We start from the raw sequence: 25,444 nt of genomic DNA, 5'->3' as shown, positions 1-25,444 counted from the left end.
TTATTCGGGATACACTTCAAATACGCCCGCCGCGCCCATTCCCCCGCCAATGCACATGGAGACCACGCCAAATCCGCCTCCGCGGCGGCGCAGCTCATAAATAAGGCTTGCTGCAAGCTTCGTGCCCGTGCATCCCAGCGGATGGCCAAGCGCGATGGCTCCCCCGTTCACGTTGACCAGCTTCTCGTCAAGCTCAAGCTCTCTGATTATATGCAGGCACTGCGATGCGAAGGCTTCATTGATTTCAAATAAACCGATATCCGATGTGCGGAGTCCTGCCCGCCGGAGCGCTTTCGGAATGGCCTCCACCGGTCCAACTCCCATGATTTCAGGGTCCACGCCGGCCAGAGCAAAGGACTTGAAGGCTGCCAGCGGCTTCAGACCAAGCTCTTCGGCCTTCTCCCTGCTCATCACCAATACGGCTGCCGCTCCGTCGCTCATCTGGGAGGCGTTGCCCGCCGTAACCGTGCCGCTCTCCTTGAAGGCAGGCTTCAGCCTTGCCAATCCCTCAGGCGTGGTATCTGCACGGACGCCTTCATCCTTCTCCAGAACAAGCGGTCTCACCCACGGTTTCCCGTCCTCGCCGAAGCCCTTCAGAGATGTGGACACCGGAATAATTTCATCCCGGAAAATGTCCAAGCCCAGAGCCGCCGCCGCTTTCCGATGGCTTTCCGCCGCAAAACGATCCTGATCCGCTCTGGAAATACCGAACCGCTCGGCAACATTTTCCGCCGTGTGGCCCATCGCGATGTATACCTCCGGCATCTCATCCACGATAGCCGGATGGGGAGATGGCTTGAAGCCCGTCATGGGCACATGGCTCATGCTTTCCACACCTCCGGCGATGATAATATCGGCGCCGCCCGTCATGATCCGTTCTGCTGCGAATGCGATGGACTGCAGGCCGGAGGAGCAGAACCGGTTAATGGTCAGAGCCGGTACGGTTGAAGGAAATCCGGCATACAGCGACATGATGCGGGCAAAATTCAGGCCCTGCTCCCCTTCGGGCATCGCACAGCCGATCATAATATCCTCCACGTCCTCCTTATTCACGCCCGGAGCGCGGTCGATGACGGCCTGAAGCACAATTTTCCCCAGGTCTTCCGCTCTCGTATGAATGAAGCTTCCTTTCTTCGCCTTCCCTACCGGGGTTCGTACAGCGGATACGATAACAGCCTCTCTCATTTATGAACTCACCTTCCTTCTTAAGTGGATTAATTGCGGAGAGCCTTGCCCTTCGCAAGCATATGTTGCATCCGGTGCTGCGTCTTCGGTTCCCCGCACAGGCTGAGGAAGGCTTCACGCTCCAGGTCCAGCAGATGCTGCTCGGTTACCATCGTTCCGGCGGGAACGCTGCCGCCGCTGATGACATGGGCCAGCTTCCCCGCAATGAGCAGATCGTGTTCGCTGATATATCCGCTCTGCTTCATGGCAATTGCACCCAGCTTCAGCACGGCTTTGCCGTCTTCGCCGATGACTCTGATCTTCTCCGGCCGGGCTGCCCGATAGCCGGACTGCGCCAGCCGCAGCGCAGACTGCTTCGCTTCATGAATCAGATAATCCTGATTGGCGACAATCCGGTCGCTTGGGCGCAAATACCCCAGCCTCTTCGCGTCATGGGCGCTGGAAGAGACCTTCGCCATCCCGATGTTCATATACATCTCATTGATGTAAGGCTGAAGATCGATCTCCGGCTGCGGATGAGCCTGGCTGATGCGCAGAGCCATTTCCTTGCAGCCGCCTCCGGCGGGTATGAGTCCGACTCCGACCTCGACCAGCCCGTAATACGTTTCCGCATTCGCGCATACTTCGTCCGCCGGCAGACAGACCTCGACGCCTCCCCCGAGTGTCATGCGATGCGGCGCGGCAACAACCGGCTTCTCAAAATGCTTGAGCTTCATCATCGTGTCCTGGAACAGCCGGATGATATGATCGACCTCATCCCATTCCTCATCCTGCGCTTCCATCAGAAGCAGCATAATATTGGCTCCGACGCAGAAGTTGCGCCCTTCGTTGGCAATAATCAGCGCATCATAATTGCGGCGGACCTCTTCCACGCTTTGCTGGATCATCATCAGAATGTCAGCGCCAATCGCATTGTTCGGCGAATGGAATTCCAGACAAGCCACGCCGCTGCCCACATCGATCAGACTGGCTCCGCTGTTCCCCAGGATCACCCTGTTCTGCTGCTTGAGGCGGGCAAGCGAAATGATTTCCGGAGGCTGCTCTTCCTGGCGGTACCGTCCTTCATGAGCATAGAAAGATACCCCCGCTTCCTGCTGATAGAATGAGCTGTTGCCCGCCGCAATCCAATCCTTCACCCAGGCGGGAACAGCCGTCCCTTCGGCCTCCATACGGGCAGCGGATGGAATAAGGCCGATCTCATCCCACAATTCGAATGGTCCCCGCTCCCAGCTGAAGCCCCACTTCATCGCCTTGTCGACATCGGCAATCGAGCCCGCGATTTCATTGGCCCTATCGGCGGCATACACTAGCGTCTTCTTCAGAATGTCCCATGCCAAGCCGGAGTAACGGTCCTTCCCGCCAAGCAGCGCCTTCGTCTTGTTGCCGGCTCCTTTGGCAGCCCTAGCCGCTTCCAGAGAAGCAGAGGTTATCCTCCTGCTCTTGGCATACGTCATCGTGCTCAGGTCGAGCGACAGGATCTCACTGCCCTGTTCCCCCTTGATTTTCTTGTAAAAGCCTCCTCCCGCCTTCTCGCCGATCCAGCCGCGCTCCACCATATCCTTCAATACCTGCGGCAGCGCAAAAGCTGTCTTCTCCGCTTGGCTGTCCGTTCTCTCCGCCACGTTATTGGCCACATGCACGAAGGTATCCAGCCCGACCAGGTCAAGCGTCCGGAAAGTGGCGCTCTTGGGCCGTCCCATCGCCGGGCCGGTCACGGCATCCACTTCATCGACGGAAAAGCCTTTCTCCTCCATAATCTGCATCGCCGCAAGCAGACCATAGGTTCCAATCCGGTTGGCGATAAAATTAGGCGTATCCTTCGCGATGACGACCCCTTTGCCAAGCGTTCTTTCCCCGCAATCCACAATCCGGCTCACAATGTCGGGATCGGTGCTTTCACCAGGAATAACCTCCAGCAGCTTCATGTACCGGGGAGGATTAAAGAAATGAGTGCCGAGAAAATGGCTCTTGAACGCCTCGGAACGGCCTTCCGCCATCGCATGGATGGAGATGCCCGATGTGTTGGAGCTGACGATGATTCCAGGCTTCCACCGGCTTTCAATTTTCCGCAGCAGCTCCTGCTTGATGGCCAGATTCTCCACAACGACCTCAATGACCCAGTCCACTTCCCCGATCCGGTCCAAATGATCCTCGATGTTCCCGGGTGTTATCAGGCTCGCCAGTGAATCATCATACAGCGGGGACGGTTTGATCCCCGGGAGCTTCGCCAGCGCGCCTGCCGCCAGCCGGCTGCGGACCTCCGGATGCGCAAGCGTCAAGCCGCGGGCCTCCTCCTGCGGCGTCAATAGGGTCGGAACGATATCAAGCAGCAGGACGGATAGGCCGGCATTGGCCAGATGTGCCGCTATGCTTGCGCCCATAACGCCGGAGCCGATAACGGCGGCTTTGGTAATGTTGGCTGTCATATGTTCTCTGCCTCCTTATAGTTTTGGTCACTGATGCAACAAAGTCTGGTGAGACACAGGCCCGAAAACGGCCAGCTCCAGAATTTCCGCGATATCCCGCGCCTTTACATGCTCATCTGCCTCCTTCTGCTTGGTGCCGTCCTCCAGCATCGTGAGGCAAAATGGGCAAGCGCTGCTGATAAGGGTCGGCCTGGTTACGAGCGCCTGCTCGACCCTGGCCAAATTCACCCGCTTGCCCGCGGTCTCTTCCATCCACATCATGCCCCCGCCCGCTCCGCAGCACATCCCGTTCTCCCGCGAACGCTCCATCTCAATCAGCTCCACGCCAGGAATCGCCCGCAGAATGTTCCGCGGCTGGTCGTAAACATTGTTGTAGCGGCCCAGATAACAGGAATCATGGTAAGTAATCCGTTCATGCACAGCATGCTCCGGCTTCAGGATACCGGTACGAATCAGCTCGTCAAGAAGCTGCGTATGGTGAAGCACCTCTACCCCCTCCATCCCGAATTCGGGATATTCATTCTTGAGCGTGTTGAAGGTATGCGGACAGGCGGTGACAATCCGTTTGACGCCGTATTTGCGGAAGGTCTCTATATTCTCGGCGCATAGCTGCTGGAACAGCAGCTCATTGCCCATCCTGCGCGGCGTATCGCCTGAATTCTTCTCCTCATTGCCGAGAATGGCAAAACGGATGCCTGCCTTGTGCATGAGCCGGACCAGCGCGCGGGTAATCTTGCGGGAGCGGTTATCGTAGGAGCCCATGGAGCCGACAAAGAAAAGCAGCTCGAAATCCGGCGCATCCTTAACCGTCGGGACGGCTATCCCTGCAAGCTCCTCCACCCATCTGCTCCGCTCGCTGCGGCTGATTCCCCATGGATTCCCCTGCCGCTCGATGTTTTGCATGGCGCGCTGACCTTCCTGGGGGATGCTTCCTTCCATGAGCACAAGATGACGGCGCAGATCGATGATTTTATCCACATGCTCGTTGCCCACAGGGCATTGATCCTCGCAGTTGCGGCAGGTTGTGCAGGCCCATATCTCCTCCTCCGTCATTACGTCGCCGATCAATGCCAGCTCCTCCGGCTTCTTCCCGGCGTGCTGCCAGCTTTCTTTATGCCAGTCCATGGTCGGAGAGATATCCGTTATTTCGGCCGTATCCATCATGAAACGCGGCTGCTCTCCTTCCTGTCCGGCGGAGGAAACGGCATGGGCTCCTCCTCCTGCCGGAAATGCGAAAGCAGGCACCCAAGGCGATTTGGAGGTAATTGCTGCGCCCTTCTCCGTCAGATGGTCGCGGAGCTTCACGATCAGATGCATCGGGGACAGCGTTTTGCCGGTATTTGAGGCCGGACAGACGTTCGTGCAGCGCCCGCATTCCACACAGGCATAGAAATCCAGCATCTGCTTGCGGGTAAAATCTTCGATTTTGCCAACGCCGAACGCTTCTGCTTCCTCATCCTCCAGATCAAGCTTGCGCAGTCTTCCCGGAGGCCGGCTGCGGCCAAGAAACAGATTGATCGGCGCGGTAATGAGATGAAAGTGCTTGGATTGCGGAATATAGACGAGGAATGCAAGCAGAATGATCAGATGCGCCCACCAGAACAGGAAGAATACAGCCTTCGCCGCCCCAGGCGAAATTCCAGACACAAGCTCTGCGATTAATGAGGATGCCGGTGCATAGGCAGAAGCCTCATAGCCAAGCCAAACGCGGTGAAAGCCAAGACTGAGCAGGACCGACAGCATCAGAAAAAAAATCAGAAACAAAACGATGCTCGGCTTCCAGTCCTTCTTCAGCCGCTTCAGCTTCTCGCCGTATCTCCGATAAGCGGCGTAACCGGTCGCAAGCAGAATAAGCAGAACGGTGATTTCCTGCGATAGCCCAAAGACGGCATGACCGGGAATCGGAAGCGGGTGCCCCCCGGACAGCCCCGTGTAGATCAGATCAAGCGCCCCGAACTGCAAAATAATAAAGCCGTAAAAAATAATCAGATGCATGATCCCGCTCCTCCGGTCCTTCAGGAGTACGCGGTGGCCCAGAGCCTGGGAAACAAGATCCCTCACCCTGCTTTTCCAGTCAAAAGGACGGTTCTCCGGCTGCCCCAGCCTCACATACAGATAACGGTGATAAACCGCTCTGTAAAAGAAAGAAAGGGCAGCCCCGACAACAGTCAAAAATAATAGATAATGCAGCCACGACCAGAACATGAGCACACGTCCTTTCGCATAATAATGGATGTAAGCGCTTAGAATCGGGCTTCAAAAAAATCTTATGTTCTTAGGCGTTGACAATACGCAAAGGATTTCATAAGATGGAACCAGAAAATGAATGAGGATTCATTCAGTTTTGTTTAGATTCTAGCATCGGGGTGAAGGCATGACAAGTAAAAAAATGGATAAATTCGAAAGGATTATCGGCGCCGCCGTCAAGGTGTTTGCCGAGACCGGCTTTCACGGCTCCCAGGTATCGAAGATCGCCCGTGAAGCCGGCGTTGCGGATGGAACCATATATTTATATTTCAAAAGTAAAGAAGATATACTTGTGTCGCTTTTCCGCGAGCGTCTTGGCGAGCTTATCGGCAAGCTCAAGGAAAGCGTTGCGGACTCCGCAACCGCAGCCGAAGCGATCCGTAAAATTTGCGAGCTTCATTACACCGAGCTTGAGAAAAATCCGGATCTGGCTTATGTCACCCAGATTGAGCTTCGCCAAAGCTCCCTTGAGCTTCGCAAATCGATCGGCCAGGCGGTTAAACCGTATATTCAATTGATTGAAACCGTTCTGATTCAAGGCATGGAGGAAGGAACCTTCCGCAAGGGGCTGGACGTTAAATTAACACGTCTGCTCATATTCGGCGCCATGGACGAAGCCGTTACCTCCTGGCTGATTTCCGGCCGGAAGTATTCCCTCAGCGCCCAGGTGGATAAGTCCGTAGAGTTCTTTCTGATGGCGCTGCGCCCTTAAACGATCTGCCCATTTTCGCAAATTGGAGAGGAGCATCCCTAATGAATGTGTATGTGATTCTAAAGCAAACCTTCGATACCGAGGAGACAATCACCATTCAGGACGGCAGAATATCCGAGGATGGGGTGAAATTTGTCATAAACCCCTATGACGAGTATGCGGTTGAGGAAGCCATCCGGATCAAGGAGCAGGAAGGCGGTCTTGTTGTTGCCGTTTCCGTTGGGCCGCAGCGAAGCGCCGAGGCGCTGCGAACCGCTCTGGCCATGGGCGCGGATGAGGCCGTCCTGGTCTGCGATGAGCGCATTCCAGCCGACGAGTATTCAATCTCGTCCGTGCTATCGGCCTATTTTGCCGGTCAATCGTACGACCTTATCCTGGGCGGCAACTTCTCTGTGGACAATGGCGCAGGCCAGGTTGCCATCCGTCTGGCCGGACTGCTTGGCATTCCCCATGTCTCTTCCATCACCAGCCTTGCCCTATCGGACCGGAACGCGAAAGCGGAGCGGGATGCCGAAGGCGATCTTGAGCTGATCGAGATCTCCCTTCCCGCGCTGTTCACGGCGCAGCAGGGTCTGAATGAACCCCGTTACCCCTCCCTCCCCGGCATTATGAAAGCAAAGAAGAAGCCTTTTCGGCAGCTCACGCTGGATGATCTTGGAATCACCCCTGAGCAGCTGGCGCCGAAAACATTGCGGATCGATCTGAGCCTTCCTCCGGCGAGGGCAGTTGGCCGGATTCTGCAGGGCGAGCTGCCGGAGCAGGCGGCCGAGCTCGTCCGGGTGCTCCACAGCGAAGGAGGAATTCATTCATGAGCAGAACATATTTGATTGTTGCGGAGCACAGGGAAGGAAAAATTCGTCAAGTGACGCTGGAGGCGCTTCAAGCCGCTGCAAGCTCAGCCGCAGACGGGGACCGGATGACCGCCGTCCTCATCGGAAGCGGACTTGATTCCATGGCAAATGAGCTGTCCGCCTACCCTTTATCCGAAATTCATCTGATTGAGCATGCAGGTCTGCAGCATTACAACCCTGAGTCTTATACGGCAGCGCTCCTTCCCGTCATAGAAAATATCCGCCCCGACGCGGTGTTCCTGGGTCATACCGCACTGGGACGCGACCTTGCGCCTGCCTTGGGAGCGAAGCTTCAAGCAGGCCAGCTTTCCGATGTCATTACGCTTACTGGTACCGGCGAGGATACAGTTTTCACCAGAGCAATCTATGCCGGCAAAGCATTCGAGAAGAAACGGTTTAACGGTTACCCCTGGGTCGTCACGGTCCGCCCGAACAATTTCCCTGCATTGCCTCCCTCCTCATCCCCGCAACCGGCGCAGATAGTCAAGGCCGATTATGCACCCTCCTCATCGCTGCGAACGATCGTACAGGATGTTGTCAGACAAACCGGGGGCAAAATCGATCTGACCGAGGCGAAAATCGTCGTGTCCGGCGGGCGCGGCGTCAAAAGCCGCGATGGCTTCAAGCCGCTTGAAGAGCTGGCGGGCGTCCTGAACGGCGCGGTCGGCGCATCGCGCGGAGCCTGCGATGCCGGTTACTGCGATTACGCGCTGCAAATCGGCCAGACCGGCAAGGTGGTCACTCCCGAAATCTATATTGCATGCGGCATCAGCGGGGCGATCCAGCATCTGGCCGGGATGAGCCAATCGCGCGTCATAGTTGCGATCAACAAGGACCCGGAAGCCCCAATCTTTAAAGTGGCGGATTACGGGATTGTGGGTGATTTGTTCGAGGTTGTTCCGCTATTGACCGAGGAATTCCGGAAGGCATTGGGCTGACGGGATGGGACCATTCGATAAAGACCTTCTGGACGGCAGGGTCGTACTGATCACCGGCGGCGCTACCGGCCTGGGCCGCGCGATGGGCGAGAAGTTCCTGTCACTCGGAGCCAAGCTTGCGATAGCCGGCCGCCGCGAAGAGGTTTTGCAGACGGCTGCGGCAGACATGACCGCAATGGGCGGCGAGGTTTTCCATAAAAGCTGCGATGTGCGGGACCCGGTTCAAATCCATGAGCTTGTCGATGCGGTGGAGCAGCGGTTCGGCCGTATCGACGTGCTTGTCAATAATGCGGCGGGTAATTTCATTAGCCCGACAGAGCGTCTGTCCCCGCGCGCGGTGGACGCTGTCTTGAATATTGTGCTGCACGGCACCTTCTATATGACGCTGGAAGTCGGAAAACGCTGGATTGAACAGGGGATCGGCGGCACGATGCTGAATATTGTGACCACTTATGCTTCCACAGGCTCTGGCTATGTCGTTCCGTCCGCAGCGGCCAAAGCCGGCGTACTGGCCCTCACACGCTCCCTTGCAGTGGAGTGGGCCCGCTACGGCATCCGCCAGGTTGCCATTGCTCCGGGACCCTTTCCCACGGAAGGCGCCTGGTCGAGGCTTTCCCCCACGCCTGAGCTCGCGGAAAAGCTGATTAGCCGCGTTCCCTTGAAGCGGGCCGGAGAGCCGGATGAGCTCGCGAATCTTGCGGCGTTCCTGATCTCTGAATATGCCGGATACATTAATGGCGAGGTGATCACGATTGACGGCGGTGAATGGCTGCAGGGAGCCGGTGAATTCAACGGGCTAAGCGGTGTTACGAAGGAGCAGTGGGACAGCTTGGCTGAGCTTACCAAACGCGGGAAATAAGATTTTATCCGTTACGGCAGCGGAACACTGAACAATTTCCCGTGTTTAATGACAAAAAAAGTTATAATCATGATCCAGAATACAGCAAACTTTTCAGGCATAGTTATATAGAATGAACAGCGGATCAAAAAATATACGCAGCCGAAGGAGTTTGTTGTCCACACGATGATGAAAAATGAAATGATGGAGCAAGCAGCGCTAAATGTGACCGTTTCTTATCTGGTAAAGGCGAAAAGCAAAGCACATGCCCTCGACATGGCCCGTTTTCAACTCAATGAAGAGACGATCAGTCTGGATCGGATCCAGCTGGTAAATGATCAGGGAATGAAAAGATTGCTCAAGGTCGAGCATGTGGAATTCATTCATTGGATGGCTGCCGAGTCCTCCGAATTCTGCGATCAATTCAAGGTCATCGGACATTTCCGCCTTGCACTGCGCCTCAGTCAAGCTGAGGAGCCGTATGAAGAAAACATCCACAAGCATCACTATCGTCTCCCCAGATCGGCTATCCAGGATAAGACCGTATGGGTGATTCCGACGCTGCATCAGCCCGCATTCACGCAAGTAATCAGCCAGACGCTGGAATGGAAAACGAAAGCCAGGGAAACAACAGCCTTAATAACAGCTGTGTAAAATAGTTCCGTGTCCGCAAAAATCCCCGCCGGCAGAAACAGAAACCGGCGGGGATTTTTGTTTTTCAGACCTGACAATCGTCCAGGGCGAGTTGCTCCTTCACGCTGCAGCTGCTTTTCTCTGCCGCCTGCCTCCGCGCTGTCTCAGGTACAGGAACGAAAACAGAACACCGAGAGCCGACACGAGCGACATTCCCCAGAAGATATCGGTATAGGCCTGCGAGAGCGGCAGCGAGCCCATCCACACGAGGGCGGTCCCGATAATGGCTGTTGTCAGCGCCCCGCTGAAGAACTGGGCCAGCTGGAATAATCCCATGCCTGCTCCGACTTCCCCTCCCGTCAGCAGCACGGACATCTCGTTGGAAACTCCTGCGGTCAGGGCAGACACGGCGAGACTGAGCGGAATATAGATGATCAGAATAGCTACATAAGCATGAACGGCCAGTACAGCCAGCAAAATGGCGGAGGCCGTCAGCAGCCACGGTCCGAACCGCAGCATGACACCGTTGCCCTGGCGGTCGATTATCCGGCCGATGCTTCTGGCAGCAAGCATCGAGAGAATGGCCCCGGGAAATATAATCAGTCCGGATTGCAGGGAAGACAGACCAAACAGATGCACCAGAATTTGCGGCATCAGAAACAGCACCGCGAAATTGTTCATATAGGAAGCCATGCCAAGCGCCGCGAGGCTCAGATATGGACGGTTGCCGAATAAGGATGGAGCGACGAACGGATTGCTGGCGCTCCGGATGCGCAGAATGAACAATCCTACTGCAACAAGGCCGATAACAAGCATTTCCCATCTTTGCGTCGTCAAAAACAGCAGCAGGCCCGTTGTTCCAATACCCGTCAGCAGAGCGCCCCATGCATCGAATGTGCCGCTCCCCGCCTTCTCCCGCGGCAGCAGAATCAGGTACAGCGGAATTAGGGGCAGCACCAGCGCTGTGACCGCAAATAAGTCATTCCAGCCCCAGAATTGCATAATTGCGCCGCCCAGCACCGGACCAAGACCAAAGCCGAGCGAGCTTGAGGATATGACGAACGAAATCGCTTTTCCCCTTCGCTGCTCCGGAACGTTGCGGGTTATCAGAATAATGGACATACTGAGAATGGAGCCCGCGCCGGAGGCTTGCAACAGTCTGGCAAGAAGCAACACGGGAAAGCTGCTGCTGAACAAACCAATGAGCGACGCCAGGCCCAATAATAATAAACCGATGGTAAAGAGCGTCCGTAATGGAACAAAATCCGAAAGCCGGCTGTAGGTGATGGACGATATGGCAAATACGATGGAGTATCCCGTTACGATCCATGAGGCTACAGTTGCCGTAAGCTCGAATTGCAGCGTAATGGAAGGCAGGGCCAGATTGAACATCATCGTATTCATAATGACAATCATAACCGTCAATGCCAGCAGCGGCACCGTCCATTTTTCATTAAAAACCCGCTTGCCCATTTGTGCCTGGGCCTCTTCATCCGGCATTGTGCGAGGCGTGATCGTCTCCGCTTCTGCCGATGCATTTGTCTGTGACATGTCAAACCCACCTCCAGATTGGTTCTCTTCTCCAATTCGCTCAGCCGCCCTCTAGGCGGGCAGTCTGATTTCATAAAGGTCATGATCCTTTATGTAAAGTTCGATAATTAACGAACAATAGAAATATAGCATGGAATATGGTATCATTCAAGTATTGATTTATCCAAACGCTTGATCATGATTAATCCTCTTCTATACGAAAGGTGGCCGCAGCCATGAAATATTTATTCCATCCTGTGCCCGAAGATATACAGCTGTCGTCGGTCCTTAATGCCTTAAGCGATCCGATCCGGCTGAACCTTGCGAAGGAATTGAGCATTTATGGGGAAATGGCTTGTGGCGGCCTGTCTGCTCCAGTTGTTAAATCAACGTTGTCGCATCATGTGCGTACCCTTCGGGAAGCGGGAGTGGTCCGGGTCCGCATCCAGGGGACGCAGCGGCTGGTGACGCTTCGGGACGATGAACTCGAGCAGCGGTTTCCCGGCGTCCTCTCCGCTATTCTCCGCTCTACCGAATTCTCCCGGAATCTGACTGCCGATCCCGAACCGGTTGATGTCGACGCGCATCCCCGGCAGCATTAATTAAGGACTTCCCCTGCGTATGGTCAGTCTTCATTATAACCGCAATATGAAATATAATTTGCACCAAGATGGATTCCATTATTGATGCGCTTCGGCCGGAAAGCTTTTTTTGCCTTTGCTGTCTATTCCCACTGACCTGAATTTGCAGTAAGCAGGAGCGGCTAAGCCGTCCCCGGGCTGCTGAAGCAGATGTCTTCCCCTCAGAAATAAGCTAAGGTCTACGGGACGTTCATTTCGCTTATATTTGCAAAAAAAGACGCTCCCATCCCGCCGATAAGGCAGGTTTGGAGGCGTCTTTTGCATGTTGACCGGAACTGAAGGGTTCACTTGTACTCTCTGGAGGCACCGCAAGAACGATCAGCGTAAGCAATGTTGAGGTGAACAATCTGCCTATGGCTGATACGGTGAGACCGCTCCAGGAAACTATTCACTGGTCCTGGGATGTGATTTCAGCCAATTCAGGATCTCATCCAGGGTGTGAACAGGCACAATATTCAGGTCCGGCGCCCCTTTGCGCGCATCCAGCTCCTGACCGGCAGGCACGAAGAAGACGTCGGCGTCCGTCTGGTCGACGGCGTAAGCCTTCTGTTCAATTCCACCAATAGGCCCGACCGCACCTGCCGCGTCGAGCGTGCCCGTACCCGCTACCCGATTGCCGTAGGTCACACCGCCGGGCGTGAGCTGATTGATCAGCGTAAGGGCCAGAATCGCGCCATGAGAAGGACCTCCCTGGTAAACCAGGTAAGAGCGAAAATCAACTTTCTTCGGCAGATCCGCCTGAACCCGGTCCTCTACCTGAATGCCGAATACCGCCCGCTTCGGATCGTCTGCGCTGGCCATCGTCTTCACGGCTGCATCCATGGTTCTCCCGCCCCGCTTGAGCTTCACGGCCACCTCTGCGCCCGGCTTCACTTCCCCCATACGGGCAGTCAGCTCCGCTGCGGACCGAACCGGATGTCCATCGATCGCCAGCAGCTGATCGCCAGGCTTAAGCTGCCCTTCAGCCGGACTCTCCGGCATCACTTGTGCAACCTGCACACCGGTCGGAATGATGCCCCGTCCAATTCCAAGCTTCCGGAAAGCCACCGCGCTGCTGATCTGGTTGGCATCGGCCCGCTGGTCATTTGCCGCCCGCTGCATCTCGCCAAGCGAGATGCTCGTATCCCTTTTCCCGATCTGAATATGGGGAAACAGGGCTGCATACAGCCAATCGATTGGAAAAGCCGGCCGGTCAATGACCAGAACACCCTCGATGGAGCCTTGGGGAACACCGCCCTCCACATGGGCGAACCGGTTCATATTCAGGGTAAAACCGGGTGAAGTAATCCCGTAAGGCGTTGGCCAGAACAACCCTGCCGCGATTATCACAAAGGTAACCAGCAGAGCAGTGATCCGCCTCAGCCATCGAACGGCGCGGCGCTTCTCCATGACGATAATATCGAGCAAAGTCAGCAGCAGGGTAATCAGAATGATCAGCAGCGCGGCCGCCAAATGGTTCGGAATTTGAAAGATGGCAAATCCCGAGGCTATACTGCCGGCTGCGATCAGGAATCTGAGCGCCAGCTGCCACAGATGACCTCGGCGTTCAGCGGCAATACCGGCCGCAGCGCCAAGCAGCCAAAGCAGGGGAATAAGCGCCAGCAGATTGACCAGCCATTCGATCCGGTCAATCCAATAGATATCTCCCGAGCGGATCGGGTCCCCGAGCCAAATCAATTCACCGATAACAGATATGATGGCGGCAAGGCCGTATCCGGCAATGTACAAGCGCTTTCCCATCTTCACCCTACTCCCCCTTCTATCCATTAAATGTATCATGATCGGAGCAGACATACTAATCCCCGGGGGTATTTCAGTCGAAAGCACGGCGGGTTGAGGAATCGATCCGTTTCAGCAGTCATTCAATAGTTTGGTTATTTTCGTCCATATGTACTAGTATAGAAAGAAAAACGCCCTGCGCAATCAGGCGCTGAGTGTTCTGTTATGAGGAAGGTGAGTACAGGCATGCTGCTTCACAAAGGGGAGACCCTTTTTCGCCAAGGAGAGACCGGGCCGCTTTATCATGTAAGGAAAGGCCTGCTCAAAATTATCCGCATTCACGAGGACGGCAGCCCGATCCTCATGAATATTATTGTAGCCGATGAAATGATCCCGCATCATTCCCTAATTACACACAAGCAGTATCATGGGACAGCAATTGCGCTGGTCACCTGTGAAATCGACGTCATCCCGTCCCGGGACTGGTATGATTCCCTGGAGCAAAATCCCCAAAAATGCCTGGATATCGCGCTGCTCCTGCAGAACAAGCTCCGGATGATGCAGCAGCGGATCGACCAGTTGACCCAAACCTCCTCTGCCGAAAAACTGCGCAGCCTTCTGCAATGGTTTGAACTTTATATTGGCCCGGCGGCTCTGGAGGATGTCCTCACGCAGGACGAAATCGGCCAACTGATTGGACTCCGCCGGGAAACGGTCAACCGCCTGCTGCGGGCGCAAGCTGCTGGCGGCCGTTAAGAATTGACTGCGGATTGAGGCTCTTGCTCATCTGTTCCCTCCAGGCTTCCGGAAGGTCCAAAAAACTCATAATGCCTGTCGTCGGCCCCCACCCCGCAGGCGGTCAACGCCTGGTTCACCACCTTCATGAACGGCTGCGGACCGCAGAAGTAAAAGCCCGCATCCATCGTAGGAATAACGGATTTAAGCCAGGGCAGGTCGACAGCGCCTTCCCGGTGATAGTCCTGCGATTCCCTGTCCCGCTCCGTCGGCTGGCGATAGCAATAGTGAACCGTCAGCTGCGGATGACGGCGGGCGAGCTCCGAGACATGCTCCTTCATGGCATGAACGTCCCCGTTCAATGCGGCATGGATGAAAGTAACCTGACGCTGCGGATCATGGTGCACCAAGGTGTTGAGCATGCTGATCAAGGGTGTCAGTCCAACGCCCCCGCTGATGAGCACCACAGGCCGCCGGTCCCCGCGGTCCAGTGTGAAATCCCCGGCTGGGGCCGACAGCCACAGCACATCCCCTTCCCGGACCGACTGATGCAGCATCACGGAAACCTTACCTGCTGGCCGATCCTGATTGGCATCCTCACGCTTTACGGAGATCCGGTAATAGGGTTTCCCCGGCGCATCAGACAGGCTGTATTGGCGAATATGCGTAAACCCGTCTTCCTGGACATCCGTCTTGATGCTGACATACTGCCCGGGCTCAAAAGCTGCAATGGCTCCCCCGTCCCGGGGTACCAGATATAATGAGGTGATGACTTCGCTCTCTTTCACCTTGCTTTTCACTACAAAGGGTCTGAACCCCTCCCAGCCTCCAACCTGCTGCTTCGTCTCTTCAACCATCGCTTGTTCCACGCCGATGAAGGCATCCGCAATCATGCCGTAGGCTTCCGACCAGGCTTGCAAAATATCGTCTGTCGCAGCAGCTCCGAGCACCTCCTTGATCGCCGCCAGCAAATATTTCCCCACGACCGGATAATGCTCCGGCTGTACGCCCAGGCTGCGGTGCTTGTGCGAAATTTGTCTGACCGCAGGGAGAATATTCTCCAGATGGTCAATATGAAGCGCCGCGGCATAGACCGCATTGGCAAGCGCCGCCTGCTGTTTCCCTTTTTTCTGGTTCGCGTGGTTGAAGATATTCAGCAGCTCCGGATGATTCAGAAATAATAATTGATAAAACCGGGTCGTAATTGCCGTTCCATGGACTTCCAATACCGGAACTGTCGACTTGATTATGGCTATGCTCTCATTGCTCAGCATCTTGCATTCTCCTCACTTGGCTTTGGCTGATCTTTCTAAACCCATTATAGGCAGCAAGCGAGGGACGCCTTGTGATCGAGATCACATCAAAAGTCACCGATCTGTGACATTACAGCTGCTGTTATCTTCAATGGCCCGTGTCAGCTTTACCGGAGAGAAGCCAAACTCCTGCTTCATCCGGCGCATATCATACAAGGGCAAATATTTTCCCTCCGGCTCCCTGTACGCGGATAGATCAAAATCCGCCGCTTGATCCCCAAGCAGCGCCTCCAGCATCCCAATCGAAGAGACGGTTGATCCGCTGTCGGGACCAACAAAATTGCAATTTAGCACCCTGTCTGCAGGCGGCGCCTCCACGATGCGGACAAGCCCCTCCACAATATCGCTGGCAAAAACCCGTCCAAGCAGCACATACGGAGCATTCAGCCTGGTATCCGTTCCGATCACGGGAGGAGTCCAGCTCTCATCAGGCACGACTGAGCCAAAACGCAGGTTGATGAACTCGCTCCCCGGCGTGATCCGGTGGAAATACCGGGTCACCTCTTCCACCATAGCTTTGCTCAGTCCGTAGGCATCCTTGGCCAGGCACGGGTGATCATCAGGTATCGGAAGCTGTTGGGGAATAAAACCGGCGTCCAGACATCCCACCGCTGCAATCGAGCTGGCCGTTATAAATCTCCGGCAGCCTTGACCGATCAAATACCGGTACAATCTTCTTGTGCCCTGCACATTGACGGCCAGGCCATCCTCTTCGGAGCAGCCCCCGGTCACGGCGGCCAGATGAATAACGGCATCGATCTGCTCCCCGTCCAGCTTTTGCAAATCCTCCGGATTATCGAAGGAGCCCTGCACAAATTGCATGGAATCCGGCTCTTCAATCGGACTTCGGGCCATTCCCAGAACCGTGTGCGTTCCGGCCAGCCTTTGGGCCAGTCTCTTGCCGATAAATCCGCTTATGCCTGTAATCAAAATTTTCATCTTCATGCTCCCCTTGAATCAGATTGGCTGTGTTTCACCATGCGGATGGTTTCGCCTGCCGTTGTCGGAAGCTCGCCGATTTCACCGCTCATGTGCTTCTCGCCGAAGGAACCGGTGCAGAATGCCCCTTCCGGCCAAGGAATGTGAAAGGTCAATGTGGAGCCGGCTTCGCTGATGATCTCCACAGCCTGCACTTCGCCCGCCTCAACAGACGCGCTCACCAGGAAACCGCCAACGGCCCGGAGCGTATGAAACTCCGCCCTCTTGTCCCTGGGCCAGTTCGGGAACAAACGCAGCTCGCCGTTATAGCTTTGCAGCAGGCATTCATTAATGACCGCAGGAAGGGCAAAATTCTCAAACCAGATTCCCATTCCCGACATAAAATCAAAGTTGGTTGTGGCGGCGTAGCGCCCCCCGGTCATCAGCACCCGGTCGGTGCAGGTGCCGTTCGGCAGCAGGCAGTAATGAATTTGCCGCTTGAACCGTTCCAGATCAAGGATGCCGAGCCTGGCTCCGGCAAAATTATAGAATACAAGTTCATTGCCGCCTTCGTTGCGGTGATTCAGGAAGGAGTTGACCGCGATCTGATACGCTTCAGGATCGGAATGCAGCCCATGCTCTTCCCCGGGAAATACCGTCGTAATCGGATTCGGCACATTATAGACCACCTCGGCATCCTCGCCTGTTACGGAGACGAATACGGTCCCCCTGGAAGATTCGGCTGTCGGGTAGTCCGGGAAGTTCGCCAGAATGTCCTTCACATCGTGCAGCAAGGCAGTCTCGGCTTCCTCTTCGCCAAGAACGCCGCAGGCCTGGACAAAGGCATGGAACAGAAACTTCGTCAAAGTCAGGTCCACAAGACAGTCGCTGTTCTTGGCAAATCCGGGCGACAGCTCATACAGCTCCGGTACTACAGTAGGAAAAATGTGATAGTTGTCATCCCCCCAGCGCCCGCCCCGGGCTTCGGGCCGTTTCATATAGTCAACCATGAACAAGACCGCTTCCTTAATCGGGACAAAAGCCCGCTCGCGGAGGAATCTCCCGTCCATGGAATACAGGTAATGCCACCAGAGGCTTTGCACCGTCCATGGCGTTTCACAGATCTCCCATCCCCAGTGGGGCACGGGGTAAGGCATCATCGTCATGTCAACCGGATAGGCGGAGTGCGGATAATAAGCGCCGCGCAAGCCGTAATATTCCTGCGCCCATTTGCGGCTGACCGGCAGCACATGATCAACCATATCGACATAAGGCAGATGCTTGTCCAGGTGGTTGCTGGAGAAAGCCAGCCAGAACGGCTGCTGCGTATTATAGTTCATATGATAATCGCCATGCCAGGCGGAGCCGATCGCGCTGAAGCTCCAGTTGGCGAACAACCCCGGACAGGTTACGCCCTCTTTTACCGAACAGTTGAAGAAATACAGATTCCAATACCAGGTGCGCTCCAGCAGTTCATCCTCCAGCGCAACCGCGGAACGGCTCCAATAATCTCTCCAGCTTTCCTCCGTGCCGGATTCGGCGTCGTTCCAGGCATCCTGACCGGGGGGCAGCATGTCTGAAGCGGCTGCGATTTCGGAATTCAACCCTTCCCACAGCTCGACACATGCGGAGAAGCCGTTTTGCGTATCCAGCTTCAGCGATAGCGGCTGATCCTTGGAGGAAGCAGCAAAACCGCCGGATGTCCTGACTGCCAGACGGAACGCTTTGTCTTTAACATGTCCTGCGTAATCAGAGCCAGGCTTCTCCACATAAGGCAGATGCTGCGTAAATGCCGCAGTGCGGGCATCGCCGTCCACGAAGGAAGCTGCTCTCGGGAATTCCTGCGGCGTCTCGGGATCCGGAATGAGCGTCATCGCATGGAACAACGGAATCTCTCTTCCCGTTGCCGTATCTGCCGCCCGCAGCCAGAGGCGGTCATGCTCCTGCTCCACGAATAACTCCAGCTGCGCGGGATATCCGCCGACCAGAAAATCAATCCTGCACCGCCCATTGTAAATATCAAGGGTATGTCCGAGCACTTCGGTTTCGCGCCGGTCGAACTGGAGCAGCAGCGAGCCGCAGGGCATCGGTCTCGGATAGGATTTCCGGTAATTTGCTCCTGTCATTTCACAGTATTCCCGGTACCAGGAATCCTCTGTCAGCGAGGACAAATGGTCCGGAATGTCCTTAAGCCTGTTGTATACGTCCTGGAAGGTGCCGATCTCATCGGCGTGATCCTCTGCAATGCGGATATCCCATACATTATTATGCCCGAAGTGGATCATGACGGCATCGGGCCTGGTGGTAACCACTACGCCAAGTCCGCCGTTCCCGAGCAGCGCTCCTTCGAAGAAATCCGGTGCGGGACCGGTGAACGTAATGGGATGCTTCCTGGCTTGTTCAAATGGCTTCATCTAAGCATCTGCCTTTCTTAACTGGATATAAATTTGTCTTAAAGCGCTGTCATGGATTTGTTCCCCAGTCCACGATTACGGGTAAGCTTGCAATCTGTACTCCATCTACGATAGTCTTGCAGTACAGTATTTAATCTATCTGAACTGCAGAACAATGTATTTAGCAGCCGGTCATTTATTTGCACAATAGTCAGATCAATTCTGATTTTCAACCATCTGGGGGCAGCCGCATGAATTTTTCCGCATTCCATCCGTATGTCTATTACGCATCCCGTTATCCGTTCTCCAAAGGCCAGTCCAGCGCTCCCCGGATCTGCTATTCCAGCTCCATTTATTTGGTCAGCGAGGGCTCTGGCGTTCTGCTGACAGGAGGAGAAGCCTACCAGGCCGGACCGGGCTCGCTGATGTATGTGCCTGCCGGGCAGCCGCATGAGTGGGTAGCGGATTCCATCGATCCGATGGTGCATGTCTGCTGTTATTTTGACTGGAGTTATGTGGAGAGAAGAGCTCTTTCCGATTGGTCCACACCCATCTGCTACAGCCCGGAAGAGCTGCAGCCTGCTTTCGTTGGCCCGGACTTCCCTTTTCCAATCCCCGTTGCCGCTTCCGTAGACTCCCTCCGCCCGTGGATCGATCTGTTCCAGAGCTTCTACAAGTCCGGCGATTACACCAGCGATCGGACCTTCATGAGGAGCTTGACGACACAGCGGAATTTCCAGAGCTTCATTGATTATTTCCTGCAGCATATGCTGAAGGACACCCATATCCCGGACCCCAGAATCAGCCATATGCTGGATCGAATGGAAAGAGATCTGCTCAGCGTTCCGCCGAAGCCGCTGGAGCAGTACTACAGCAGCTTGAATATGAGCCGGGGGCATTTCTTCGAGCTCTTCAAGCAGGCAACCGGATATTCCCCCGTCCAGTATATGAACGGGTTCCGGATCGGCCGGGCCATGGAGGATTTGCTCCGTACCTCGTTAACCATTACGGAAATTGCCGACAAGTATCATTTCAGCTCCGTACATTACTTCTCACGGTTGTTTCACAAGCAAACCGGACAATCTCCGCGGGAATTCCGTGCAGCGGGCAAGCTGAATAAATGAGAATCAGCCTGGTGCAGTTCGTCCCGCTGCGCCATAACAAAAACCGCATGCGGATACCAGGCATGCGGTCAGATACAGGGATAGAGTATATATGTGCAGTTTATTTTGTACATCTGCAAATCTTTGCTTTCAATGAATATGCGCTAGATATCATATATATGGCTCAAGGAATGCCTCTTCCATATGAGCTACAGCGTTTGTGAATGATTTTGGGCGGTACGTTTTTTTTGAATGAGAGGAGCTAACAGAAGGGCACCGATTACAAGCAGGCAGCCGCTTGCGGCAAACACCGCAAGGAGAGAAAACGCATCCTTCAAATAGCCCGAAGCTGCCATGCCCACTACCATCATCCCCATAAATATCGGTGTAATCGCTCCCCCGACACGGCCGATCAGCGCCCCCTCTGTATTGGTCATAATGAGCGTCTGGATGCCGACTTGAATACACGGATAAAATAAGCCATTCACGATCTGCAGCACCAATGTCAATGCAATGAATGTCGATACACCAACTCCGATTGTACAAAAGGCAGTCACAAGCAGACCGGCCGCCAGCAGAATCTGCGGTTTGACCTTTTTTGCGAACCCCATGATAACAATCCCGCCCGCCAGTATCGCCGCACCGTTCGCCATAAGCAGATACTGCAGGAACTCCTTGCCTTGTCCCAGTTTCTCAATCGATATAAACAGCATCAACGGCTGGATCATGCCTGCTGCAAGTCCCGTAGCTGCGAATGTTGCGCTCAGCGTTCTTAGCGGGCGATTGGTCCATAAATAGCGGAGGCCTGTCAGCATTTCCTGCATCAAACCCCCGGATCCGCTTGACTGCGGTTCATCCGTATCCCGCGGCAGCCGCGACAATATAAAAGCCGATCCCAGGAACATGATAGCCGTCAGGATGAGAGAAACCTGAATGCCGTACTGCAAAAAAACAAAAGTGCCGATAACCGGTCCCAGAACCGTAAACACAGCCACCAGGGACTGGGACATCGCCATAACGCCCTGCAGCTGTTCAGCAGGCACATGCCTCATATACAGCTTCATCGCGGAAGGCTGCGAGAATTGGGATAGGCTTGCGGAAACAAACGTGCCCGCCAGCAGCGCATACCATGCGCCTCTCTCAAGTACAAGCAGCACGATGAATACAGAGAGAGCAGATAGCAGATCGCTTCCTGCCATCGTTCGTTTGGGCTTCCACCGGTCAGCGAATGTTCCTCCAATGATGGCAAATATAAAGATCGGCGCAAACTCAACAACGGAAATGAGAGATACATAGTGCGGGTTATTATTTGTCAAATCCGTTACATACAGCAGGATAGCAAAATTTCTGATCCAGATTCCAAGCTGCAGGAGCACTCTGGACAGGATGATGGTTCGCACATAGCTGTTTTGAAGCATTTTGTTCATTCCCTTTTCTTCGATTTAACAGACATCGACGGCCGACATCTATTCTTTTTGACTATTTTAGTTTATGCTGCTCCGGGTCAGCACTTCGTTTCATTGCTGTGTCCCTGTATTCGCTGTGCCCGCCTGACGATGATCAAATAATGGACATGCCCGAAATTGAGGATCACAAAAACCAAACAATCGATTCGATATACCATAAATTATATAGACGTTTTATTATATTGTCTATATATTTATCTGAAATCCCGATCAACTAACAAGAAAACCATTCACATTTTTCAGTAAAACAACAAACAACTCCATCTATTGTTTGGTTTTTTTGCTCAACGTAAAACAAAAAACCGCCATGAGCGGCGGCTTCGGGGTTTATGATCTTCTGAAGGGCTTGCGGTAATCATGCGGCGTTACGCCGTGCACCTTGCGGAATAATCGGGCGAAATAGGAGAAGTTATTGTAATGAAGACCGTCCGCAATCTCGCTGATGCTCCGGTCAGTCGTCGCGAGCAATTCAGCCGCTTTGCGCATTTTCTCCTGAAGGATATAATCCGTCAGCATGATCCCCGTCTCCTTGCGATACAATCTCGACAGATATGCGGGATTGACGAAGGCGACCGCCGCCAATTGTTCACGGGACAGGCCCTCGCCAAGATGCCCGGAGATATGGGCTTTCACCTTCCTGCTCCAGCAGATCCGCCCAATCCCATATGTAAACGTTTTCCTTTTAGTCCTGCTGAACATCACGATCCCGCCCTTATATTACTTCGCTCCATCCACCCATCGTACAATGGCCCTTCATGATACGGTTACTATAATTGTAACTCCATATGCAAGATTGTGACTTTCGCCAAGCGCTGCCGGCCATTGTTCTACAACGTCAGTGACATGCCGTATAATTCCGGATACACAAGCTTAAAATCATGCTTTTGATAAAAGGCAAGGTTCGCCGCATCAGCCATTACGATAATATCAGCGTCTTTCGGAGCGTTATGATTCAAGTACCCCTTGATCTCATGGATGATGAGCTCGTTCAGCGCCTCATCCCGGAATGCGGGATTGACGATAATATCCACTATTTGAAAGGTACAACCTCCATCGCCGACGATCCGGCCCATCCCCATAAGCGCCGACTCATTGCTTCTTATGACTATTGAAAAAAGCGAATGGCTTAAAGCCCTCGCCGCTGCGGAGTCGTCCTTTGTGCTGAGGCCGGCAGCCGTTCTTAACGCATGATATTCCTTGACGTCCGGAGCTTCATAATAAAGTTTCATTTGGCATTCTCCTTTTTACCCAAAGTTTGTTACTGCTCTTTTTTGCCCTGATGCCTCTATTCTACAACACACATGCAAGTGATAAGATTCCGCTCCGTACTGCCTGAAGCTGCTTGTAAAAAGATGAAATAAGTTTATCCAAGCACTTTAAGCTTTTTCTGCAGAGATGATCCGGCTTGAATGAAAAAGAAACGAAAATCAGCCTGACGGCGAGACTCGTTTCTCTCTCAAGACCTATTCGGATTGCTACCTCCCCCGTATGGATGATTTCTATGCGTAGGGGCCGGCATAAATTGCTTGCTGGACGCCCATCGTATTCTGGAAGCATCCGGGGGGAGGTCCCAGAATGACAGATTCCCTGATTGGCGCTACCGCTTTGGCGTAATCCTCCTCATTGATGCAATAAGCCCGCTGCATCACTTCCTTGGGTATACTGCGCAGGAAATCCGATCCAAACACAATATCAGGAGTCGGCTGATCAAAAATAGTAAGAATATGAGCGTGGGCGGATTCGCAAATAATCCAGTGGAACCATCCTTTGGGGAACAAGGACACCTGTCCCGGCTTCAGGCAATAGGTCATCAGCTTTTGTGTAAAGGGGTTGAAAACCGATGTAAACACTTCTCCGCTAATGACAATAACCATCTCCGTCACATTGGTATGCCAATGAGGCTGGACTATAATCCCCTTGCTCAAATGAACATTGAAAAAACCGTTTTTTATCGCGGGAAACTGCGCACCGAATAGCTGGGTAATATAATTTTCCGGATCGCGTTTATAATTGAGCACCCGGTTGGAATCGGCCGCCAGGCTTAAGTCGGGGGATTGCAGAATTGCATCTGTCATCATGGTGTTCCTCCTTAATGGGTATACGTCTATTCAATGTATGCCCGGAAGGGTCAGAACGAAACAACATTAACCTTTCGTGGCCCCGTCGGCCAGACCCGAGATGAGGAACCGCTGCAGCAGAAGGAATACCGCCGCAATCGGAATGGCAATCAGGATCGTTCCCCCCGCGAAAATAGTGAAGTTGTTGGCGAACTTATCATTGATGAAGTTATACAATCCCAGCGCCAAAGTGAATTTCTTCGGACTGCGGATAATAATCCGGGGCGTGAGAAAGTCGAAGAACGGCGCCATGAAGGTGAACAGGGCGACGACCGCGATGATCGGCCTTGCGAGCGGGACCAGTATGCGGAAGAATATCGTCAGATAGCCCGCTCCGTCCATTTTGGCGGATTCGTCCAGATCGCGGGGAATCGTGTCCAGGTACTCTAGGAAACCCAGGCTTTTGGCGCCTTGGTTCCGCACGGCTTAAAAAAAGAACAGAATGATATATGGCATGATGCAGTTGGATAATTGGATGACACCGGTACTGCTGTTTCAAAAAAACCCTTTTCCTAAAATCCGCTAGACCGGTCAGCTCTTGGCAATTCCCTTAATGAGACCAAATACGTCCGCTAAAGCATCCCTTTCGGGATAGGCATTCATTCTGTCGATGAACAGACGGCGTTCATTAAACAATTCCTTGACCCCGGCTGTTAAGGTCTCTGCAGATAATTGTTCTTCGTACAGCACTTTACTGAAGCCGGATTGGTGAAACGATTGCGCGTTCAACAGCTGGTCTCCGCGGCTCTGGTTCCGTGTAAGAGGGATAAGCAGCATCGGCTTGCGAATAGCCAGAAACTCAAAGATCGAATTCGCGCCTGCCCGGGAAACCACCACATCCGACATAGCCAGAACATCTGCCAGCTCCTGATTAATGTATTCATATTGTCTGTACTCACGGATCTTCAGGGATGGGTCAAGCTGCCCTTTGCCGCAGAGATGCACGATATTAAAGGTCTGGGCCAGCTCTGTCAACGATTCGCGCACAGCTTGATTGATGGCTCTGGACCCCAGGCTGCCTCCCATCACAAGCATAACCGGCTTATTCGTATGGAAGCCGCAGAATTCCCTTCCCCTGCGGGCATTCCCCCGCTTGATCTCCTCGCGGATAACAGCGCCGACATACCGCGCTTTACCGCTCTTCAGGTGACCGGCCGTCTCTTGGAAGGTCGTACAAATTCTGTCGGCAAAAGGCATGCACAGCCTGTTCGCCAATCCCGGCGTAATATCCGATTCATGAATAATAACCGGAACCTTGTTCAGCCAGGCGGCGAACACAACGGGCACCGATACGAAGCCGCCTTTGGAGAACAGGACATCGGGCTTGCTTTTTCGGATCAACCGATACGCCTGATACGCGCCATTTACCACCTTGAAAGGATCCTTCAGGTTCTGCAAATCAAAATAACGCCTCAGCTTGCCGGTCTTGATCGCATAATACGTGACATGCTGAATCGGAGTAACCAGCTGTTTCTCGATTCCCGTCTCCGAGCCCATGTATTCGACAGACCAGCCTGATTCCAGAAAACGCGGAATAAGCGCCAAATTTACCGAAACATGACCCGATGAACCCCCGCCGGTAAACAATATCTTTTTCAACCGCGTTCACCTGTGAAGAAGTTAATTCCCTCGTACCATGAACTTGAATCCATTGGCACAACCCCGCCCGGCTCAGAATT

The 25,444-nt window shown here is 53.9% G+C and carries 21 protein-coding genes and 1 pseudogene; 8 read left to right on the top strand and 14 right to left on the bottom strand.

Annotated features, from left to right (window positions below; genetic code table 11):
* The 3 genes from AC0YOB_RS02430 to AC0YOB_RS02420 are packed head-to-tail and all read right to left on the bottom strand — an operon-like array spanning position 1 to position 5,816.
* Positions 1-1,185, bottom strand: a complete 1,185-nt coding sequence (locus AC0YOB_RS02430) for an acetyl-CoA C-acyltransferase (RefSeq protein ID WP_475791387.1) — start codon at positions 1,183-1,185, stop codon at positions 1-3.
* Between the two features lie 29 nt (positions 1,186-1,214).
* A complete protein-coding gene (locus tag AC0YOB_RS02425; protein WP_475791386.1) occupies positions 1,215-3,611 on the bottom strand; it encodes a 3-hydroxyacyl-CoA dehydrogenase/enoyl-CoA hydratase family protein in 2,397 nt (798 codons plus the stop codon).
* 27 nt (positions 3,612-3,638) lie between these two features.
* Positions 3,639-5,816, bottom strand: coding sequence for a heterodisulfide reductase-related iron-sulfur binding cluster (locus AC0YOB_RS02420; RefSeq protein WP_475791385.1), 2,178 nt, complete (start codon positions 5,814-5,816; stop codon positions 3,639-3,641).
* 169 nt (positions 5,817-5,985) lie between these two features.
* On the opposite strand from AC0YOB_RS02420, the gene AC0YOB_RS02415 reads away from it, so the two are divergent.
* The 5 genes from AC0YOB_RS02415 to AC0YOB_RS02395 all read left to right on the top strand — a co-directional run bounded on the left by AC0YOB_RS02415 (position 5,986) and on the right by AC0YOB_RS02395 (position 9,851).
* On the top strand, positions 5,986-6,570 hold the full coding sequence (locus AC0YOB_RS02415) for a TetR/AcrR family transcriptional regulator (protein WP_475791384.1): 585 nt from the start codon (positions 5,986-5,988) through the stop codon (positions 6,568-6,570).
* A gap of 41 nt (positions 6,571-6,611) precedes the next feature.
* A complete protein-coding gene (locus AC0YOB_RS02410; RefSeq protein ID WP_475791383.1) occupies positions 6,612-7,382 on the top strand; it encodes an electron transfer flavoprotein subunit beta/FixA family protein in 771 nt (256 codons plus the stop codon).
* Complete coding sequence (locus AC0YOB_RS02405) at positions 7,379-8,359, top strand: electron transfer flavoprotein subunit alpha/FixB family protein (RefSeq protein WP_475791382.1); 981 nt, start codon at positions 7,379-7,381, stop codon at positions 8,357-8,359. Before AC0YOB_RS02410 ends, AC0YOB_RS02405 begins: the two co-directional genes overlap by 4 nt.
* A gap of 4 nt (positions 8,360-8,363) precedes the next feature.
* A complete protein-coding gene (locus tag AC0YOB_RS02400) occupies positions 8,364-9,218 on the top strand; it encodes an SDR family oxidoreductase (RefSeq protein WP_475791381.1) in 855 nt (284 codons plus the stop codon).
* Between the two features lie 165 nt (positions 9,219-9,383).
* Positions 9,384-9,851 carry a hypothetical protein gene (locus tag AC0YOB_RS02395; protein ID WP_475791380.1) on the top strand — a complete coding sequence of 156 codons (468 nt, stop codon included), beginning with the start codon at positions 9,384-9,386 and terminating at the stop codon, positions 9,849-9,851.
* Positions 9,852-9,950: 99 nt separating this feature from the next.
* Here AC0YOB_RS02395 and AC0YOB_RS02390 read toward each other — a convergent pair whose 3' ends face one another.
* Positions 9,951-11,381, bottom strand: a complete 1,431-nt coding sequence (locus AC0YOB_RS02390) for an MFS transporter (RefSeq protein ID WP_475791379.1) — start codon at positions 11,379-11,381, stop codon at positions 9,951-9,953.
* Between the two features lie 215 nt (positions 11,382-11,596).
* On the opposite strand from AC0YOB_RS02390, the gene AC0YOB_RS02385 reads away from it, so the two are divergent.
* Positions 11,597-11,962, top strand: coding sequence for an ArsR/SmtB family transcription factor (locus tag AC0YOB_RS02385; protein ID WP_475791378.1), 366 nt, complete (start codon positions 11,597-11,599; stop codon positions 11,960-11,962).
* 423 nt (positions 11,963-12,385) lie between these two features.
* Here the strand turns inward: AC0YOB_RS02385 and AC0YOB_RS02380 are convergent, their stop codons facing one another.
* On the bottom strand, positions 12,386-13,741 hold the full coding sequence (locus AC0YOB_RS02380; RefSeq protein WP_475792288.1) for a PDZ domain-containing protein: 1,356 nt from the start codon (positions 13,739-13,741) through the stop codon (positions 12,386-12,388).
* Between the two features lie 225 nt (positions 13,742-13,966).
* Here AC0YOB_RS02380 and AC0YOB_RS02375 point away from each other — a divergent pair, with 225 nt between their 5' ends.
* A complete protein-coding gene (locus AC0YOB_RS02375; RefSeq protein WP_475791377.1) occupies positions 13,967-14,476 on the top strand; it encodes a Crp/Fnr family transcriptional regulator in 510 nt (169 codons plus the stop codon).
* Here AC0YOB_RS02375 and hmpA read toward each other — a convergent pair.
* From hmpA to AC0YOB_RS02360, 3 genes are all read right to left on the bottom strand, one after another.
* Positions 14,473-15,729, bottom strand: a complete 1,257-nt coding sequence (hmpA, locus tag AC0YOB_RS02370; protein WP_475791376.1) for an NO-inducible flavohemoprotein — start codon at positions 15,727-15,729, stop codon at positions 14,473-14,475. The two genes, AC0YOB_RS02375 and hmpA, sit on opposite strands and share 4 nt — an antisense overlap.
* Before the next feature lie 93 nt (positions 15,730-15,822).
* On the bottom strand, positions 15,823-16,707 hold the full coding sequence (locus AC0YOB_RS02365; RefSeq protein WP_475791375.1) for an NAD-dependent epimerase/dehydratase family protein: 885 nt from the start codon (positions 16,705-16,707) through the stop codon (positions 15,823-15,825).
* Positions 16,708-16,709: 2 nt separating this feature from the next.
* Positions 16,710-19,100, bottom strand: a complete 2,391-nt coding sequence (locus tag AC0YOB_RS02360; protein ID WP_475791374.1) for a glycosyl hydrolase family 95 catalytic domain-containing protein — start codon at positions 19,098-19,100, stop codon at positions 16,710-16,712.
* Between the two features lie 230 nt (positions 19,101-19,330).
* Here AC0YOB_RS02360 and AC0YOB_RS02355 point away from each other — a divergent pair, with 230 nt between their 5' ends.
* The gene (locus AC0YOB_RS02355; protein WP_475791373.1) at positions 19,331-20,203 is read left to right on the top strand and encodes an AraC family transcriptional regulator; all 873 of its coding nucleotides are present in this window, start codon (positions 19,331-19,333) and stop codon (positions 20,201-20,203) included.
* A gap of 188 nt (positions 20,204-20,391) precedes the next feature.
* On the opposite strand, the gene AC0YOB_RS02350 is transcribed toward AC0YOB_RS02355, so the two are convergent.
* The 6 genes and pseudogenes from AC0YOB_RS02350 to AC0YOB_RS02325 form a co-directional block, all read right to left on the bottom strand.
* On the bottom strand, positions 20,392-21,600 hold the full coding sequence (locus AC0YOB_RS02350) for an MFS transporter (RefSeq protein ID WP_475792287.1): 1,209 nt from the start codon (positions 21,598-21,600) through the stop codon (positions 20,392-20,394).
* A gap of 375 nt (positions 21,601-21,975) precedes the next feature.
* The gene (locus AC0YOB_RS02345) at positions 21,976-22,281 is read right to left on the bottom strand and encodes a helix-turn-helix transcriptional regulator (protein WP_475791372.1); all 306 of its coding nucleotides are present in this window, start codon (positions 22,279-22,281) and stop codon (positions 21,976-21,978) included.
* A 194-nt stretch (positions 22,282-22,475) separates the two neighbouring features.
* On the bottom strand, positions 22,476-22,877 hold the full coding sequence (locus AC0YOB_RS02340; RefSeq protein ID WP_475791371.1) for a GNAT family N-acetyltransferase: 402 nt from the start codon (positions 22,875-22,877) through the stop codon (positions 22,476-22,478).
* A 270-nt stretch (positions 22,878-23,147) separates the two neighbouring features.
* Positions 23,148-23,723 (bottom strand): cupin domain-containing protein, encoded by a 576-nt coding sequence (locus AC0YOB_RS02335; protein WP_475792286.1) that lies wholly within the window; start codon positions 23,721-23,723, stop codon positions 23,148-23,150.
* A gap of 69 nt (positions 23,724-23,792) precedes the next feature.
* Positions 23,793-24,149, bottom strand: a pseudogene (locus AC0YOB_RS02330) (ABC transporter permease subunit); the annotation flags it as partial.
* A 147-nt stretch (positions 24,150-24,296) separates the two neighbouring features.
* On the bottom strand, positions 24,297-25,364 hold the full coding sequence (locus tag AC0YOB_RS02325; protein WP_475791370.1) for an undecaprenyldiphospho-muramoylpentapeptide beta-N-acetylglucosaminyltransferase: 1,068 nt from the start codon (positions 25,362-25,364) through the stop codon (positions 24,297-24,299).
* Positions 25,365-25,444 lie beyond the last annotated feature (80 nt).

The organism is Paenibacillus sp. JT31N17 (assembly GCF_056269255.1).
The sequence above is the reverse complement of the archived record's forward strand: the minus strand, read 5'-3'. Positions and strand labels throughout refer to the sequence as shown.

Excerpts from the sequence above, each read along its gene's own strand:
- AC0YOB_RS02430 (WP_475791387.1), bottom strand. The coding sequence starts at position 1,185 with ATGAGAGAGGCTGTTATCGTATCCGCTGTACGAACCCCGGTAGGGAAG.
- AC0YOB_RS02425 (WP_475791386.1), bottom strand. The coding sequence starts at position 3,611 with ATGACAGCCAACATTACCAAAGCCGCCGTTATCGGCTCCGGCGTTATG.
- AC0YOB_RS02420 (WP_475791385.1), bottom strand. The coding sequence starts at position 5,816 with ATGTTCTGGTCGTGGCTGCATTATCTATTATTTTTGACTGTTGTCGGG.
- AC0YOB_RS02415 (WP_475791384.1), top strand. The coding sequence starts at position 5,986 with ATGACAAGTAAAAAAATGGATAAATTCGAAAGGATTATCGGCGCCGCC.
- AC0YOB_RS02410 (WP_475791383.1), top strand. The coding sequence starts at position 6,612 with ATGAATGTGTATGTGATTCTAAAGCAAACCTTCGATACCGAGGAGACA.
- AC0YOB_RS02405 (WP_475791382.1), top strand. The coding sequence starts at position 7,379 with ATGAGCAGAACATATTTGATTGTTGCGGAGCACAGGGAAGGAAAAATT.
- AC0YOB_RS02400 (WP_475791381.1), top strand. The coding sequence starts at position 8,364 with ATGGGACCATTCGATAAAGACCTTCTGGACGGCAGGGTCGTACTGATC.
- AC0YOB_RS02395 (WP_475791380.1), top strand. The coding sequence starts at position 9,384 with ATGATGAAAAATGAAATGATGGAGCAAGCAGCGCTAAATGTGACCGTT.
- AC0YOB_RS02390 (WP_475791379.1), bottom strand. The coding sequence starts at position 11,381 with ATGTCACAGACAAATGCATCGGCAGAAGCGGAGACGATCACGCCTCGC.
- AC0YOB_RS02385 (WP_475791378.1), top strand. The coding sequence starts at position 11,597 with ATGAAATATTTATTCCATCCTGTGCCCGAAGATATACAGCTGTCGTCG.
- AC0YOB_RS02380 (WP_475792288.1), bottom strand. The coding sequence starts at position 13,741 with ATGGGAAAGCGCTTGTACATTGCCGGATACGGCCTTGCCGCCATCATA.
- AC0YOB_RS02375 (WP_475791377.1), top strand. The coding sequence starts at position 13,967 with ATGCTGCTTCACAAAGGGGAGACCCTTTTTCGCCAAGGAGAGACCGGG.
- hmpA (WP_475791376.1), bottom strand. The coding sequence starts at position 15,729 with ATGCTGAGCAATGAGAGCATAGCCATAATCAAGTCGACAGTTCCGGTA.
- AC0YOB_RS02365 (WP_475791375.1), bottom strand. The coding sequence starts at position 16,707 with ATGAAAATTTTGATTACAGGCATAAGCGGATTTATCGGCAAGAGACTG.
- AC0YOB_RS02360 (WP_475791374.1), bottom strand. The coding sequence starts at position 19,100 with ATGAAGCCATTTGAACAAGCCAGGAAGCATCCCATTACGTTCACCGGT.
- AC0YOB_RS02355 (WP_475791373.1), top strand. The coding sequence starts at position 19,331 with ATGAATTTTTCCGCATTCCATCCGTATGTCTATTACGCATCCCGTTAT.
- AC0YOB_RS02350 (WP_475792287.1), bottom strand. The coding sequence starts at position 21,600 with ATGCTTCAAAACAGCTATGTGCGAACCATCATCCTGTCCAGAGTGCTC.
- AC0YOB_RS02340 (WP_475791371.1), bottom strand. The coding sequence starts at position 22,877 with ATGAAACTTTATTATGAAGCTCCGGACGTCAAGGAATATCATGCGTTA.
- AC0YOB_RS02335 (WP_475792286.1), bottom strand. The coding sequence starts at position 23,723 with ATGACAGATGCAATTCTGCAATCCCCCGACTTAAGCCTGGCGGCCGAT.